Genomic DNA, 16170 nt, shown 5'->3' on the forward strand with positions numbered 1-16170 from the left:
GGCTCAGGAGGAGAGTCGTGGTTGTACGATGCGGCTGACTTGGATCAAACACAAGGCGGCAAGAGCGATGCAGGCGCCGGACTGGAGCAGCGCGGTGGGATCTGCCAGGGTCTGCATGGCAGACTGCGCCGAGGCGACGGCTAGGGGACGGTAAAGTCTGGCGAGAGGCGCGCTCAAGGAATCGATCAAGCGGGGTAGCAGGGCGCAGGCGGCGGCCATGGCCAGCAGGGTGTGTGCAAGCACGGTGCACAGCCAGGCGGTGAGCATGCGAAAGAGGACGGACGCGATGTGAGTGCGCCAGATCATGGAGTCTGTAGCGCCACAGACGCGGGCAGCCTCGACGGGCAGTTCTGCCTCGATACGATTCCAGGTCTGATGCCAGCCGGTGCTGCCGGAGAGGAGGACGGCCGTCCAGAGAATGAACCATGCGATGAAGGAGGAAGGCAGCAGCGCGAGCAGGCCGAGCGCCCAGAGGAGCCATGGCTGCCATGCCAGCGTGGCCACGAAGCCGGAGGTGGATTTCAGCCTGCCGGGCAGCAGGCACAGAGCTGTGCAAAGGAGCGCGAGCATGGCTCCAGCGGTGACGAATCCCAGGGCGATGCCGGGGGCATCGCCAGCACGGAGGCTCTGGGCCATCCATTCCCCCCAGCCGATGAAGTGAAGGGCGTCTTCGATGATGATGAGATAAACGGGCGCGATGAGGCAGAGGAACTGCAGGCGCACCCGCAGCAAGGGCCGCAACTGGCTGAGATGATGAAGCCACAGCCGCGATGCTTTGGGGACACCGCGAGCACGCAGCGAGAAATCGAGATCCAGAACGGCGCTGCCATTCATGATGACGGCGTGAATCATTTCACCACACAGCGGCAGAGCCAGAACAAGTGCGGGAGCCAGATACTCCCAAAGGGCGTGTGCGAGCAGCACCTGCCGGGAGTCCTCACCGTCCGGGAACTGCGCCGGCATCAGGGATTCGACCGGCCAGCCAAAGCGGCCGATCCAGCCGCTGATGAAACCCCAGACCAGAACCACCACGGGCACACACGCAAGCGCACGGCCCAGCAGCGCGATGAAGCGCTCCATGCGCGGGCCCATTTGCCGGGCGCACAGGCCGATGAAGACGCCAATGCACAGCGCCAGCAGAAGGGCGATGGCAATCACGATGAGGCTGGAGCCACAGCGAGCCCAGAAGCTCGCTGATGGCACCACCGGGAAGTGGCGCTTGAAGAGCAGCATCAGAGCTGCAGGGATCATGCCGCCGAGCAGGAGGCGTGCTGGCAGCCAATGCGGCGGCAATGAGAATGGCTGCAGACTCATCATTCCGGGAGACGCATTTGGAGTTTGCTGATGGGGTCCGCCGGCGTTTTGGGCCGCTGGATTTCAGGCTCTTCCTCACGGGAGCGGAGCTTGAGCTGAAGCGCTGGAGCAGGCGGCGTGTGCCTTGCCGGAAGCATGAGACTTTGCAGCGTCCAGCCGGAGACAGGGCCGCCCGTGGCACCTTGCGCCCGGAGGCCCGGCATGGCGGCGGCTTCGTCATGAGTGGTGAACAAGGTGAGCATGGGATGCAGGGGAAGCAGCCTGGATTCCAGCTCCCGCACGCGTTTGGGCACCTGATCAGGATCGAATTCTGCAGAGAGAGCTTCGAGGATGAGGTCGATCTGCGGATCCGCAATGCCGCAGAAATTGCTGCCTCCGGTTTTGGCCTGTGAGGAATGCCACCATGGGAGCTGATCCCAGGAAACCTCGAAGCGCTGATCCAGCAGCACGGCGTCAAAGCGATGCTCATGCAGACGCTGAGAGAGAGATTGTGCGTCTGCGACGTGCTCGATCTTCACTTCGGCTCCGAGCTGCCGCCACTGGGCCACGAGCAAGTCTGCCGTACGCATGTGCAGAGCGTCGCTGCCGGGAACGAGCAGCGTGAACTTGAACGGATGCTCCACTGTGCGTGCGACACCTTTGTCATCACGCTTCCAGCCCGCCTCAGCGAGAATGTGACGCGCCTGCTCCAGCTGAAACGGAGGGCTTTTTGCGCGGGTGCTGAACCAGAGGCCGGGGGCGAACAGGCTGGCATCCACATGCCCCAGGCGCCCTGGCAGGGTGCGGATGAGCTCTTCAGTGTCCGTGGCCAAGGCAAGGGCTTCACGGCAGCGCTCATGCTGCAAAACTTGATGCCGGGTGTTCCACAGCACGACCAGGCGCTGCCGAGGCGGAGTGAAGCGCAGCCGTTCCAATTGCGTACGATCAGCCGCAGGCCATACCAGATCCACGGTATGAGTGCGCATGCCGATCTGCGTCATCAACGGAGAGGCGGAAAAGTTGAACAAGAATCCCGGCATGGATTTGTCCGCCTGCGCGGGCTTGAGCAGAAGCGAACGAGGGTCCCGCAAGGCGATGCGATGCGTGCCAGCCCCCGGTGGTGCATGCTGCGCGAAATCAGACTCGTGCGCTGCAGGATGAGCACGCAGCCAGGCGGCGGGCAGGATGGGCAGATTGACGAACACGCAGAGAGCGGTGCCCTGACGCCGACGGAACGACACGTGCAGACGGGCACCTTTGTTCTGAGATTCGATGGTCTGGATGTTGCTGAGGGCTTCACGATTTGGCAGTGGCCAGTCGTTGGCTCGGAGGAATTCGAGGGTCGCCTTGGCATCATCCGCCGTCGCGGGTTTGCCATCATGCCAGAGCTGTCCGGGACGGATGTCGAGGTCGAGCACGGGCTCGCTCAGGGCACCGACTTCCGCGAGCGGATTGATGGAAGCGGGTTCTTTTTCCCCGGCATCGAGGAAACGATGCAGGTCTTCAAGCAGGCGGTGGGAATCCCCCGCCACGACGATCTCACAAGCATTTGCCCCATCGAACCAGACGCGCTGGATCAGTCCCGCCTGCGAGGATCCGGCCATGAAGCGGTCCCACGACTGGCGCAGCGGAGTGCGGCGCTCGATTCGCCAGAACACGACCGGTTTAAGGTCCAGCCCGGCGACGACTTCAAAGGCCTGACGGACACCGGCGGAGTTGGGCTCCGAGAAACTGAGCAGGAGCCGGTTTTGCAGGACGCGGGCCGAGCTGAGATGCCACTCAGCCCAGCGGTTTTTTTCACCGATCTGGGCCTGAACCAGCTCCTGCGCGCGTTTGGCAGTGGCTTCATCCGCAAACCAGCAGGTCACGTCCTGCGTCCATCGCCAGAACTCTGCGAGAGCCGGCTGCAAGGTGCCGTCCGAGCCCAGCCGGATGAGGGGCTCATGCACCAGATCCGTGATCTCACGTTCGACTTCAGTCAATGGGAGGAAAGGATTTAGGACCGGCTCGCCTTGTGTCAGCATCACGACCACCCCGCCTTTGCGGTCCATGCGGCTTTGTCTGGACACATGCACCGCCCACGCAGCCACCGCTGCCACAAGCAGCGGAAAACCTATGATGAACGTGCGGGCCAGGATCATGCGCAGTACCAAGCTAGAGCTTGCGCCCCATGACGGCAAGACATCGCTAGATGCCGCTCATGATGCCGTCGTCCGTGACCTGTATGCGCTCGGCTGCCGGCACCTTCGGCAGGGCGGGCATGCGCATCATCGTACCAGTCAGAGCGACGAGGAATCCGGCGCCGTTGGCAATTTCAAAATCACGCACCGTGATGACGAAGCCGCGCGGGCGCCCGCGTTTTTTCGCATCGTCTGAAAGTGAGTCCTGCGTCTTGGCCATGCAAAGCGGCAGTTTGTCGAAACCGCTGCGGGCAAACAGCGCCAGCTTGGCCTTCGCTTCATCGGTAAGCACCACGCCGTCGGCTCCGTAGATCTTGGTGGCGATGGCGGTGAGCTTGGTTTCGACGCTGTCGTCTGGCTGATACAGGAACGGCAGCTTCGGGGTTTCCGGCGGGAGGGCAGCCATCACTTTTTCGGCAAGCTGGAGGGCTCCAGAGCCCCCATCCCCAAACACATTGGCGGTAGCGCTGGGAACGCCCCGTGAACGGCAGAACTCATGAACCAGCGCAAGCTCGTCAGGGTGATCATTGGCAAACTGATTGATAGCGACGATCACGGGACGCTGGAACTGGGCGGCGCTGTCGAGGTGCGCCGCAAGATTTTCCAGCCCCCGCTCCAAGGCGGCGGTATCAGTCTGAGTGAGCTGGTCCAAGGGCACGCCGCCATGCATCTTGAGAGCTCGCACCGTGGCCACGATGACAATGGCCGCAGGGGCCAGGCCGCTCTGCCGGCACTTGATGTGCATGAATTTTTCCCCACCGAGATCGAACGCGAATCCGGCCTCCGTCACTGCATAGTCGGCATGGGCCAGCGCCATGCGCGTGGCCAGCACGGAATTGCAGCCATGGGCGATGTTGGCAAACGGTCCGCCATGCACAAAGGCGGGAACGCCTTCAACGCTCTGCACCAGATTCGGCGGCAGCGCCTCCCGCAGCAGCGCCAGCATGGCGCCCGTGACGCGGAATTCCTTGGCATAGACAGGATCTCCTTCGGCAGTAAACCCGACCACGATGCGCTCAAGCCGGCGGCGCAGATCCGGAAGCGATTCAGCAAGGCACATGATGGCCATGATTTCAGAGGCTGCGGTGATGTCAAAACCCGTGGCACGCTCCGTGGGCTTGCCCACGGCGGTACGCACACTGCGCAGGGCACGGTCGTTCATGTCCATGACACGTTTCCAGAGCACGTGCTCGGGCGAGAGCCGCGTCTCACCCAGAAAAAGCTGGTTGTCGATGACGGCCGAAAGCAGGTTGTGAGCGCAGGTGATGGCATGAAAATCCCCCGTGAAGTGCAGGTTGATGGAGTGCGCGGGCAGCACGGTGCTTTTCCCGCCCCCCGTTGCGCCGCCTTTGCGGCCAAACACTGGCCCCATCGAGGGCTGACGCAGCGCCAGAGCTACGCTCTGCCCTGCCTTTTTCAGCCCCTGTGCCAGACCGATGGAGACGGTTGTCTTGCCCTCTCCGGCAGGCGTCGGGGTAATGGCGGAGACCAGGATCAGCCTCCCCCGCTGCGGCTTGTCTTTCAGCGCCTGAAGGCTGATCTTCGCCATTTGGCGTCCGTGGAGAATGAGATGCTCAGGCGCAATGCCTAGTGCGGCGGCGAGGGGAGAGATGTCCGGATGCATGCGGGATGGAGGCGTGAAGAATGGCAAGGCCTGAGATGAAGCAAAGGCTTTTCCAGAATCAAAATGGATTGTTCCCCTTGCTCAAGAATGGAGAAAAGAACCGCAGTCTTGTCTTCAAACAACCGCTGATATAAAACAGCGCCCGCCAAGTCTTCACCATGCCACAGACATGAAACCAGCCATTCGCACTCTGATCATCATTGCCTGCCTGCTGGGCGCCACCTGGCTGATCGCGCAAACCGCGACCACGGCCATGAGCAAAAAGGGCGGCCTTGAAACGCGGCTGGCCATGGCACTGAAGCTCTACCCGGATGCGGATGCCGACAAAAACGGCGTCCTCTCCGTGGACGAGGCGCTGAAGTACGTCGAGGCGCATCCGGAGCTCAAAAAGCTGCTGTCCTCCAAAACCAAATCCGGCGGCCCCAATACCAGCACACCCGGAGAATACACCACGCCCGCCTCCGCCGGTCTGCCGCCTGGGCCGCGCGTGTTTGTCTGCGCGCACAGCTTCATGATCTTCACCGCCAGCCTGCTGCCCAAGATGACCGAGGCTGCGGGTATTGGCTATCAAGACGCCGGGCGGCAAATGATCGGCGGCTCGCGCACGCAGCAGCACTGGGACGCACCAGATGAAAAGAACCTCGCCAAAAAAGTGCTGCGAGAGGGCGGCGTGGACGTGCTCACGCTCTCTCCCCACATGCTGCTGCCGGATGAAGGGATCGACAACTTCACCAAGCTCGGCCTGGAGAAAAACCCCAAGCTGCGTGTGCTGGTGCAGGCCTCATGGCCCGCACGCGACGGCAACCTGACAGGGGCATTCCATAACGCCATGCGCAACGACGCCACCGTGGAAAGCCTGCGCAAGCTGCGTGAGATGCAGCGCGAGCAATGGAACACCAAGCTCGAAGCCCAGGTGACGGCTCTCAACGCCGCCGTGGGCTCGGAAGCCGTGTACATCGTGCCGGTGGGAGACGCCGTCTTTGCGCTGCGCGAGCACGTCATCGCAGGCAAGGCACCCGGCATCTCCCGGCAGGCGGACCTCTTCAAAGATGATCTCGGTCATCCCAGGGAAGCTCTGTCCGTGCTGGTCACCTACTGCCACTTTGCCGCCATCCATCAGCGCAGTCCGGTGGGGCTGCCTGTGCCGGCAGCCCTGAAAGATGCACCTCAGGCGCAGGAACTGAACACCCTGCTGCAACAGCTCGCCTGGCAGGCCGTAACTCAGTACCCGATGAGCGGTGTCAAGACCGCCAGCGCCACCCCCGCCGCTTCCACTCGCTCTTTTGCTTCTGCTCCATGATCCACACACGCCGCTCCTTTTTCCAGCACGCCAGCCTTGCCACCCTCAGCTTCTGGCTCCCGTCCTCCTACGCCGCAGCCACGACCACCAGCCTCGCCCGCAGCACGCCGGAGGCCCAGGGTGTGTCCGGCAGCGGCATCCTCGATTTTCTCGACGCTGTCGCGCGCGAGAAGTTTGAGTTGCACAGCTTCATGATGCTACGGCACGGCCACGTGATCGCCGAAGGCTGGTGGAAGCCCTACGGCCCGGACTTCGTGCACACGATGTACTCCATGAGCAAGAGCTTCACTTCCACTGCGGTCGGGTTCGCCGTGGCCGAAGGAAAGCTGAAAGCAGATGACAAAGTCGTCTCCTTCTTTCCCGACGACCTGCCCGCGCAGATCAGCGAAAACCTCGCCGCCATGCGCATCCAGGATCTCCTGACCATGTCCACCGGGAATGAGAAGGAGCCCACTCAGGCCTGCGTGAAGGAGGAGAACTGGGTGCGCACCTTCCTGGCGCAAAACATCGCGCACAAGCCCGGCACTCAGTTCATGTACAACAGCGCCGCCACCTACATGTGCTCCGCCATCGTGCAGAAGGTCACCGGCCAAACGGTCCTCGACTACCTCACCCCGCGTTTGTTTGAGCCTCTCGGCATCACCGGCATGCGCTGGGAGACCTGCCCGCGCGGCATCAACACCGGCGGCTGGGGCCTGAGCATTCAGACCGAGGGGCTGGCCAAGTTTGGCCAGTTCCTGCTGCAGAAAGGACAGTGGAACGGCAAGCAGCTCCTGCCGGCTGCATGGATCACGGAGGCCACCCAGTTTCACATCCAGCAGCCCGGCGGCGACAAGCCGGACCGTCCCAAATCGCAGAACGACTGGCTGCAGGGTTACGGCTACCAGTTCTGGCGCTGCCAGGGAGGTACCGCCTTCCGTGGCGACGGCGCCTTCGGCCAGTTCACCATCGTGCTGCCGGAGCAGGACGCCGTCATCGTCATGACCAGCGAGAACAAAAACATGCAGGGTCAGCTCGACCTCGTGTGGAAGCATCTCGTGCTCGCCATCGATGCCAAAGCCGAAAAGACCGCCGATCTGAGCCGCCTCAAGTCGCTCAAGCTCGCGCTTCCTCAAGGCCGCAAAACCTCGCCTGCCGCCACCGACAAGAAGTTCACCCTCGAAGCCAACGATCTCGGCCTCAAGTCCGTCTCCTTCGTTTTCAAAGAGAATGCCTGCGTCTTCACCGCCGACGGCCAGAACATCACCTGCGGCCTCGAATCCTGGCACCGGGGAGAGGCCACCTTCCCCGGCACGCCGCCGCGCCTGATCTCCGGCGGCAAACCAAAATCCCCCGTGCCTTCCAAGATCGCCTCCGGCGCCGCCTGGACTGACGATCACACCCTCGTCATGCAGTGGCGCTACTACGAGACTCCGCACAGCGACACCGTAACCTGCGTGTTTGAGGGAGACACAGTGACACTCAGCTTCCTCAACAGCATCACTGCCATGAATCCGAAGGCCAGAGATACGCGCGCGCCGCTAAAGGGACGTGCATGAGTGTAAGCAGAGCATGACAAGCCCCTGATTCACGGCGAGGGTGGGTTTGTTTCATGCAACGTTTCACCTGTGACTGCGGCAATGTGCTTTTCTTCGGCAGTTCACGCTGCCTGAAGTGCAATGGGGTTGTCGGGTATGATCCGCAGTCAGGCAAGATGCTGGGCATCAAGCCCGGAGGCCCCATGAAACGCTGCGACAACGGCGTGCGGCACAACATCTGCAACTGGCTGCTGCCCACCAGCTCCGCCGCCGTGTTCTGCGTAGCCTGCAGCATGAACCGCACCATCCCGAACTTGGGCTCTGAGCGGAACCGCATGCTCTGGTCACGCATGGAAATGGCCAAGCGAAGGCTGATCTACACACTGCTGGGCCTGGGGCTGAATCTGCCGACCAAGAAGACCGATCCGCAAAACGGGCTGGCGTTTGACATCGTCAGCACGCAGTCGGGCACACCGGTGACTACGGGGCATCTCAACGGGGTGATCACGCTGAACCTCGAGGAAGCGGACGACACCTACCGCCAGATCAACCGCCAGCAGCTCGGTGAAAACAGCCGCACCCTGCTGGGGCATTTCCGACATGAAAGCGCGCACTACCTCTGGCAGCGGCATTTGTCCGAGCTGGCGTGGGGAGATCCCATGCGCCTCGCTTTCCGAGAACGCTTTGGCAACGAATGGGATGATTACTCGGCCGCGCTCAATGCCTATTACTCGAACGGTGCGCCTGCCGGATGGGAGCTGAACTACATCACCGCTTATGCCGCCTCTCACCCTTGGGAGGACTGGGCGGAAACGTGGTCGCACTATCTGCAGATCGTTGATGGTCTGGAAACCTGCGAATGCCTGGGCATTCAGGTGCAGTTCATCGCCCTTCCGCTGGTCATGCTACCGGCGGAGTCCGGAAGGCTCCCAGCCACGCTGGCTTCGAGCCCTGCCGCTGATGGCGAGTTTCTCGCATGGCTGCAGCGCTGGATGTGCCTCTCCACCGTGCTCAATGAGATCTCGCTCAGCCTGGGCGAGCAGGCACTGTATCCCTTTGTCATTTCGGTGCGCGTGGCGCAGAAGCTGCGCCTCGCGCATTATTATGCGCAAACATGGGCCTTGAACGGCAGAAAGACCGGCACGGCATGACCAGGCCTTTCATGAGCGCCCTCGGATCACCTCCTTCAGCACAGCCAGGATTGTCTGTGCCGTGAAGGGCTTGAGCAGAAAGTGAGTCACCCCCAGAGATTCGGCGCGCGTGGAGCTGCTCTCGCTGGAAAGCCCGCTGGCGGCGATGATCCGGACATCCGGGTCCAGGCGTTTCAGCACCTGGATGGTCACCTGGCCACCCATGACCGGCATCATCATGTCCGTCACCACCGCAGCCACCTCGCCCCGGTGCATGGAGTAAAGCGCGACAGCCTCCGTGCCATCCGCCGCCGTGATGACCCGGTAGCCAAAACGCTCCAGCGTCTGCTGCGTGATGGTGCGCACGGAGGTTTCATCATCGACGATGAGGATCAGTTCTCCGTTGCCGCGTGGATGCTTGTCGTCCGGCGTGTCCGCTGGCGCGTCTTCGTGTCCATCCGCCGCAGGAAAGCAGGCGCTGAAGGTGGTGCCGTTGCCGGGCTCGCTGTACACATTCAAAAAACCGCCATGGCTTTTGACGATGGCCAGCACCGTGGAGAGCCCGAGACCGGTGCCCTTGCCCAGGTCCTTGGTGGTGAAAAAAGGGTCGAAAATTCGCTCCAGCAGGTTCTGGGGAATGCCGACGCCGGTGTCCGTCACCTTGATCATGACATAGCGCCCGGGCTTGGAGTCCTGGGTCATGCTGGCGTAGTTGGAATCCACTTCCAGACAGCTGGCGGCCACACGTAGCGTTCCTCCCTTGGGCATGGCGTCGCGGGCGTTCACACAGAGGTTCAGCAGCACCTGGTGCACCTGGGTGTGGTCTCCTGAGAAGAGCGGCAGATCCCTGCCAAATTCAGCCTGGAACCGGATGTCTTTCGGAAATGTGTCCTGCACCAGATGCTGCAAGTCCTCGATGATGGCACGCACATTGATGAGCATGCGCCGGCCTTCCACGCCACGGGCAAAGGACAGAATCTGCTGCACCATGTCGGCCCCGCGTTTGGCGCTGGCTTCGATGGTCGAGAGCACCGCCTGCGCACGTTCGTCACGGCTGGTGAGCCGCAGCAGGTCGATCGACATCAGGATAGGGGCCAGCACGTTGTTGAGATCATGCGCAATACCCCCCGCCAGTGTGCCGATGCTCTCCATGCGCTGCGCGCGCAGAAACTGCTGCTCCATTTTCTTCTTTTCGGTGATGTCACTGTTGATGGCCAGCACCGCCTGCGGACGGCCAGCCTCGTCACGCACCAGCGTCCAGCGCCCCTCCACGAGGATGGCGTTCCCGGACTTGGTGACCTGCTGGATTTCCCCGGACCATTCCCCCTGGCTGAGCACCGTGGCAACAGCCTGCTGGTAGGCTGTGAGATCCAGATACATAAAGTCTGCCGCCTGCCGCCCTCGAACCTCTGCCAGAGTCCATCCGTAGAGCGTCTCGGCGCTCTTGTTCCAGTAGGTGATGCCCCGCTCAAGATGACGCACCAGAATGGCATCCCGCGCCTTGTCCAAAAGCGATGCCTGCTCGTGCAGCCGGTCCCCTGCGTTTTTACGCTCGGTGATGTCCTGCGCCACGCCCACGATGCGGTACACCTGCCGGGAAGCATTGCACACGGGAAAAGCACGGTCCCGGATCCAGCGCACCTCACCGTCAGGCCGGAGAATTCGGTACTCCTCATCATAGCCCCCATCCATCTGCCGCGTGAACGCCGCATGCTGCACACGCTCCCGGTCATCGGGATGAATCGCCTCCAGCCAAGTGTGGGGCGCCTTGAGCAGGCTCTCGCATGACCGGCCCCAGATGCGCTCGTAGGCAGGGCTGATGTAAAATATTTTCCCTTTTTCGATGTCACTGATCCAGAACACCTCCTGGATGTTTTCCGCAATCTGGCGAAAGCGCTCCTCGCTCTCCCGCAGCGCATCTTCAGCCAGCTTGCGCTCTGTGATGTTTTCATGAGCCACCACCACGCGCACCGGCCCTACACCGCCAAACTGGGTCACGCGCACCACAAACCAGCGCTGCTCACGCGGACTGTGGCAGGGGTACTCCAGCTGAAACTCCCGCCGCTCTCCGGACATCACGGCACGGATGCCCGCCGCCACCAGCGCAGCCTCTTCTGAAAACCTCCCGGTCGAGGCATCACAAAGCTCCAGATAATTGTCACCCACACCCCGCCGCGCTCCTTTGAAGTCATTCTCGCGGGCAAATCTGTCCCAGGCGGCATTGACTTCGATGATGGTGCCATTTTCATCCAGGATCGCGATATGCGAAGTGAGTGCGTTCAGCGTGGACTGAAGAAAGCGCTTGGATTCCAGAACGGCTTCGGAGGACTTGTTGCGCTCCTGACGCCACCGGCTCTGCTCCAGCGCCTGACGGACGGAGATGCCCAGCCTGGCAAGGCGGTCCTTGAGCAGGTAATCCGTGGCCCCCTTCCTCATCATTTCCACCGCCACATCCTCGCCGATGGTGCCGGAAATGATGATAAAGGGGATGTCCAGCCGACTCTGCTTTAGAAGCTCAAGCGCCTGAGGCGCATTGAACGAAGGCATGTCATAGTCGGAGAGGATGATGTCCAGCCCGGAGCTGAGCTTTTCCTGAAAACCCTGCTCTGTGTCCACGCGCTGCCAGCCGGGCTCAAAGCCGGACTGTCTCAGGACGCGCAGCACCAGTTCAGCGTCATTCGGTTCATCTTCCAGCAGCAGGACGTTCAGCGGCTCGCTCATGCTACTTTTCCAGCTTGGGTGGTTGGTTGATCAGGAGCCAGTACATGCCCAGATCCTGCACGGCACTGGTAAAGCCCTCGAAATTCACCGGTTTGACGATGTAGCTGTTGACCCCGAGCTGGTAGCTTTTGACGACATCTGCCTGCTCCTTAGACGAGGTCAGCACCACCACTGGAATCAGCTTGGTGCGCTCGTCCCCCTTGATTCGCTCCAGCACCTCCAGGCCGTCCACTTTCGGCAGCTTCAGGTCCAGCAGGATGAGCTTGGGCGTGTCCTCGATTTTTCTCTCGATGTAGTCCCCCTCACAAAAGATGAAATCCAGCGCCTCCGCGCCGTCACGCACCACATGAATGTGATTGCCCAGGTTGGCGTTGCGCAAGGCACGCTGCGTCAGCTCCAGGTCCTCCAGGCTGTCTTCGACCAGCAGAATTTCGATGATTTGGTTGGCGTTCATCTTGGGTTGTCTCCTCCGAGTGTGAAATAAAAAGTCGCTCCCTGGTCTGGAACCGCCTGGGCCCAGACACGGCCGCCATGGCGGTGAATGACACGCTGCACAATGGCGAGCCCCACCCCCGTGCCGTCATAGTCCTCCGCACGGTGCAGCCGCTGAAACACGCCAAACAGCTTGTGCGCATAGCGCATGTCAAAGCCGGTGCCGTTGTCGCGCACATAATACACGGGCCTGCCCTCTTCCGTTGTGCTGCCGATCTCGATGACGGCGCCCTCACGCTTCTGGGTGTACTTGAAGGCATTCGAAAGCAGGTTCACCCAGACCTGCTTGAGCAGAGCGGGATCTCCCTCGCAGGTAGGAAGGTCATCGAGCTGCAACTCGACCTGTCGGCCCTCTCTCGCGCCGCTCATTTCATCCAGCACCGCCTGCACAAGCACGCGTGTGTCGATCGTCCGCCAGCTCATGGCCGCACGGCTCAGTCTCGAGAAGCTCAGCAGGTCATCGATCAAATTGCCCATGCGCTGCGCACTCGATCGGATGATCTGCAAATAGCGCTGCCCGTCCGGCGGAAGTTGCGCGCCAAAGTCCTCCAGCACAGCTCTGGAAAACCCGTCCATGGCCCGCAGCGGTGCCCGCAGGTCATGCGAAACCGAGTAGGAAAAGGACTCCAGCTCCTTGTTGGCAGCCTGCAGCTGCTGATTGGCAGCCTGCACCTTCTGCGAGCTCTGGAAAATCTCCGCCTCCATCTGCTGCAGCCGGGCGCTGAGACTGCTATCCTTGTCTGCCTCGGTGTCTCGGCTGCGCACAAACTCCGTCACATCCTCCACACGGTGGATGATGTATTTGATCCTGCGCCCCTCCCCCACCAAAGGCGAGTTGATCGGGCTCCAGTAACGATCTTCAAAGATTCCGTCAGGTCGGCGCACATCATACTTCTGGATCGCCATCGTGTCCGGCTCGGCGCTTTGCAGCACGCGCTCCAAAGAGGCCCGCAGGTTTGCCACGCCCGTTGCATCCGGCTCATCCGGATTATCCGGAAAGGCTTCAAAGATCCCGCGCCCGATAATGCCCTCGCGCGTGGTCAGCGTGGCCTTCAGGTAAGCATCGCTGGCGGCCACAATCTTGAAGTCCGGCGTCAGCACCAGATACAGCCCCGGCAGAGATTCAAAGAGGCTCTTCAGCTCCGCCCGGCTGCTTCTCAGGTCGGCATTCGCCGCCTCAAGCTGCGCCGTGCGTTCGGCCACCCGCAGCTCCAGCTCTGCGTTCAGGCGGCGGACTTCTTCTTCCGCCCGCTTCCGCTCCGTGATGTCCGCAAACATCGTGATCACCACCCGCTCGTCCTCCCCCGGAAAATCCACCATCTCCATGGAGATCAGCGCATCCAGCAGACCCCGGCTGCGATTGCGGAACCGGCCTTCGTGGTCACGCACAATCCCCTGTCTCAGAAGCCTGATCATCACGCTCGTTCGCTCCTCCGCAGAGTCCCACAGCTTCAGTTCCACTGCATTCTGGCCGATCAGCTCCTCCCGCTTGAAACCGAACATCTGGCAGTAGCGCTCGTTGACCTCAATGAACCGCCCCTCGCGGATTGTCGTCACGCACATGGCCCCCGGATTGGTACGGAAGACCTTCGCAAAACGCGCCTCGCTCTGCCTCAGCGCAGCCTCAGCCTCCCGGTTGCGGGTGATGTCCCGCACCACCTTGGAGGCACCGATGATCTGCCCCTGCCGGCTGCGGATGGGTGACACAGAAACCGAGACATCCACCGATCTCCCATTTTTGGTCAGCCGCACCGTTTCAAAGGCCCCGATGCGCCCGCCATCCCTGATCTGCGCTAAAATTTCATGCTCCTCATGCAGGCGTTCATCCGGAATGATCTGTGTGATCGAGCGCCCCACCATTTCAACTGCCGTAAAGCCAAACAGCCTTTCTGCGCCCGCATTCCAGCTCGTCACGATGCCATCCAGATTTTTGCTGATGATGGCGTCTTCAGAAGAGTCCACAATTGCTGCCAGCATCGCGATAGCCTCTTCAGTCCGGCTGGAACCGCCATCTTCAAAGCTCTGGCTGCCTGCATGATTCGGCTTTGTGGCCCCAGTTTTCATGCGATTCAGAAGGTCCTGCGCATGACTCCACCATCAACCCTGACGGATTGCCCAAAATTCGCCTGCCCTTCTCGGGACAAGGCTTCGGGAGCTAAATATGTTGATCGAGGGTTTGCCCGCATGATTGCGCGTGATTATTATTACAGCATGAGAGATACATCTATTCTCATAAAGCCAATCAAACATGCAATACTGAAGTGAAAGCAGTTCAATCTTAGGCGAATTTCGAGATCACCAAAGATTCCAATTAAAGGCTTAGAAGAAACGGGAGGCTTATCGCGCCTGCCGCTGCCATTGCATAGCTTTCCAACTCAGGGGTCGGCTAGCTCCGAATGTGGAAGCGAACCCAAAGACTGGAGTAGGCGCAAAAAAAGAGCGGCCATTGCTGGCCGCCCTCGTAGGTTTTGGGGTTTGAAAAGAGATCGCTCCGTTTAGTAGCGGTAGTGGTCCGTCTTGTAGGGGCCTTCCACTGGCACGCCGATGTAGTCGGCCTGCTCCTGGGTCAGCTTGGTCAGCTTCACGCCGATCTTCGCCAGGTGGAGGCGGGCCACTTCTTCGTCCAGCTTCTTGGGCAGCACGGTCACGCCCACAGGGCGGGAATCCTTGGTTTCCCAGAGCTCGATCTGGGCCAGGCACTGGTTGGTGAAGCTGTTGCTCATCACAAAGCTCGGGTGGCCAGTGGCGCAGCCGAGGTTCACGAGACGGCCTTCAGCCAGCATGAAAATGCTGTTGCCGGCCGGGAAGGTGTACTTGTCCACCTGCGGCTTGATGTTGAGGCGCTTGACGTCCGTGCGGGCGTTGAGCTTGTCCACCTGGATCTCGTTGTCGAAGTGACCGATGTTGCACACGATGGCCTGGTCCTTCATCTTCTCCATGTGCTCAAGACGGATGATGTCCTTGTTGCCCGTCGTGGTGACGTAGATGTCTCCGGTGCCGAGGGTGTCCTCGATCGGCATCACACGGTAGCCTTCCATGGCGGCCTGCAGGGCGCAGACGGGGTCGATTTCGGTCACGATGACCTGAGCGCCCATGCCACGGAGAGCGGCGGCGCAGCCCTTGCCCACGTCGCCGTAACCGCAGACGACGCCGACCTTGCCGGCGATCATGACGTCCGTGGCGCGCTTGATGCCATCCAGCAGGGACTCGCGGCAGCCGTAGAGGTTGTCGAACTTGGACTTGGTGACGCTGTCGTTCACGTTGATGGCGGGGAAGAGCAGCTTGCCAGCCTTGGCCATTTCATAGAGGCGATGCACGCCCGTGGTGGTCTCTTCGGAGACGCCCTTGAGGTCCTTGACGATCTTGTGGAAGATGCCGGGCTGGTTCTTGGCGATGTCCTTGAGCAGGTCCTTGATGACCTTCACTTCGTGGTTGTCGGAGGGGGTCTCGACCCACTTGTCGCCGTTTTCCATCTCATAGCCCTTGTGGATGAGGAGGGTCACGTCGCCGCCGTCATCGACGATGAGCTGCGGGCCATTGTCGCCGGGGAAGATGATGGCCTTCCAGGTGCACCACCAGTACTCTTCGAGGGTCTCACCTTTCCAGGCGAAGACAGGGGTGCCGGAGGCTGCGATGGCAGCGGCAGCGTGGTCCTGGGTGGAGAAAATGTTGCAGGAAGCCCAGCGGACATCAGCGCCCAGTTCCTTCAGCGTCTCGATCAGCACGCCGGTCTGGATGGTCATGTGCAGGGAGCCGGTGATGCGGACGCCAGCGAGGGGCTTCTTGGGGCCGTACTTCTCGCGGGTGGCCATGAGGCCGGGCATTTCGCTCTCGGCGATGTCGAGTTCCTTACGGCCAAAGTCGGCCAGGGCGATGTCTTTTACTTTATAATCGGACATGAGGTGTGTCGTGG

At 61.2% G+C, this 16170-nt stretch carries 10 protein-coding genes; 3 read left to right on the plus strand and 7 right to left on the minus strand.

Annotated features, from left to right (window positions below):
* Window positions 1-3: 3 nt before the first annotated feature.
* From ACZ5WW_RS12725 to ACZ5WW_RS12735, 3 genes are all read right to left on the minus strand, one after another.
* Window positions 4-1251, minus strand: coding sequence for an ABC transporter permease family protein (locus ACZ5WW_RS12725; RefSeq protein ID WP_377168115.1), 1248 nt, complete (start codon window positions 1249-1251; stop codon window positions 4-6).
* Between the two features lie 62 nt (window positions 1252-1313).
* Window positions 1314-3434, minus strand: coding sequence for an ABC transporter substrate-binding protein (locus tag ACZ5WW_RS12730; protein WP_377168117.1), 2121 nt, complete (start codon window positions 3432-3434; stop codon window positions 1314-1316).
* A 46-nt stretch (window positions 3435-3480) separates the two neighbouring features.
* Window positions 3481-5097 carry a formate--tetrahydrofolate ligase gene (locus ACZ5WW_RS12735; RefSeq protein WP_377168119.1) on the minus strand — a complete coding sequence of 539 codons (1617 nt, stop codon included), beginning with the start codon at window positions 5095-5097 and terminating at the stop codon, window positions 3481-3483.
* 169 nt (window positions 5098-5266) lie between these two features.
* On the opposite strand from ACZ5WW_RS12735, the gene ACZ5WW_RS12740 reads away from it, so the two are divergent.
* The 3 genes from ACZ5WW_RS12740 to ACZ5WW_RS12750 are packed head-to-tail and all read left to right on the plus strand — an operon-like array spanning window position 5267 to window position 9065.
* Window positions 5267-6397: a hypothetical protein gene (locus tag ACZ5WW_RS12740; protein ID WP_377168121.1), complete on the plus strand. Its 1131-nt coding sequence runs from the start codon at window positions 5267-5269 to the stop codon at window positions 6395-6397.
* Entirely contained in the window at window positions 6394-7935 is a 1542-nt protein-coding gene (locus tag ACZ5WW_RS12745; RefSeq protein WP_377168123.1) for a serine hydrolase domain-containing protein, read from the plus strand. The genes ACZ5WW_RS12740 and ACZ5WW_RS12745 overlap by 4 nt, the downstream gene beginning before the upstream one ends.
* Before the next feature lie 53 nt (window positions 7936-7988).
* Window positions 7989-9065 carry a zinc-binding metallopeptidase family protein gene (locus ACZ5WW_RS12750; protein ID WP_377168125.1) on the plus strand — a complete coding sequence of 359 codons (1077 nt, stop codon included), beginning with the start codon at window positions 7989-7991 and terminating at the stop codon, window positions 9063-9065.
* 9 nt (window positions 9066-9074) lie between these two features.
* Here the strand turns inward: ACZ5WW_RS12750 and ACZ5WW_RS12755 are convergent, their stop codons facing one another.
* The 4 genes from ACZ5WW_RS12755 to ahcY all read right to left on the minus strand — a co-directional run bounded on the left by ACZ5WW_RS12755 (window position 9075) and on the right by ahcY (window position 16156).
* Window positions 9075-11765: a PAS domain S-box protein gene (locus ACZ5WW_RS12755; protein ID WP_377168127.1), complete on the minus strand. Its 2691-nt coding sequence runs from the start codon at window positions 11763-11765 to the stop codon at window positions 9075-9077.
* A gap of 1 nt (window position 11766) precedes the next feature.
* Window positions 11767-12219, minus strand: coding sequence for a response regulator (locus ACZ5WW_RS12760; protein ID WP_377168129.1), 453 nt, complete (start codon window positions 12217-12219; stop codon window positions 11767-11769).
* Window positions 12216-14321 (minus strand): PAS domain-containing sensor histidine kinase, encoded by a 2106-nt coding sequence (locus ACZ5WW_RS12765; protein WP_377168131.1) that lies wholly within the window; start codon window positions 14319-14321, stop codon window positions 12216-12218. The genes ACZ5WW_RS12760 and ACZ5WW_RS12765 overlap by 4 nt, the downstream gene beginning before the upstream one ends.
* Before the next feature lie 431 nt (window positions 14322-14752).
* Window positions 14753-16156, minus strand: coding sequence for an adenosylhomocysteinase (gene ahcY / locus ACZ5WW_RS12770; protein WP_377168133.1), 1404 nt, complete (start codon window positions 16154-16156; stop codon window positions 14753-14755).
* Window positions 16157-16170 lie beyond the last annotated feature (14 nt).

This window comes from Prosthecobacter fluviatilis (genome assembly GCF_055388355.1).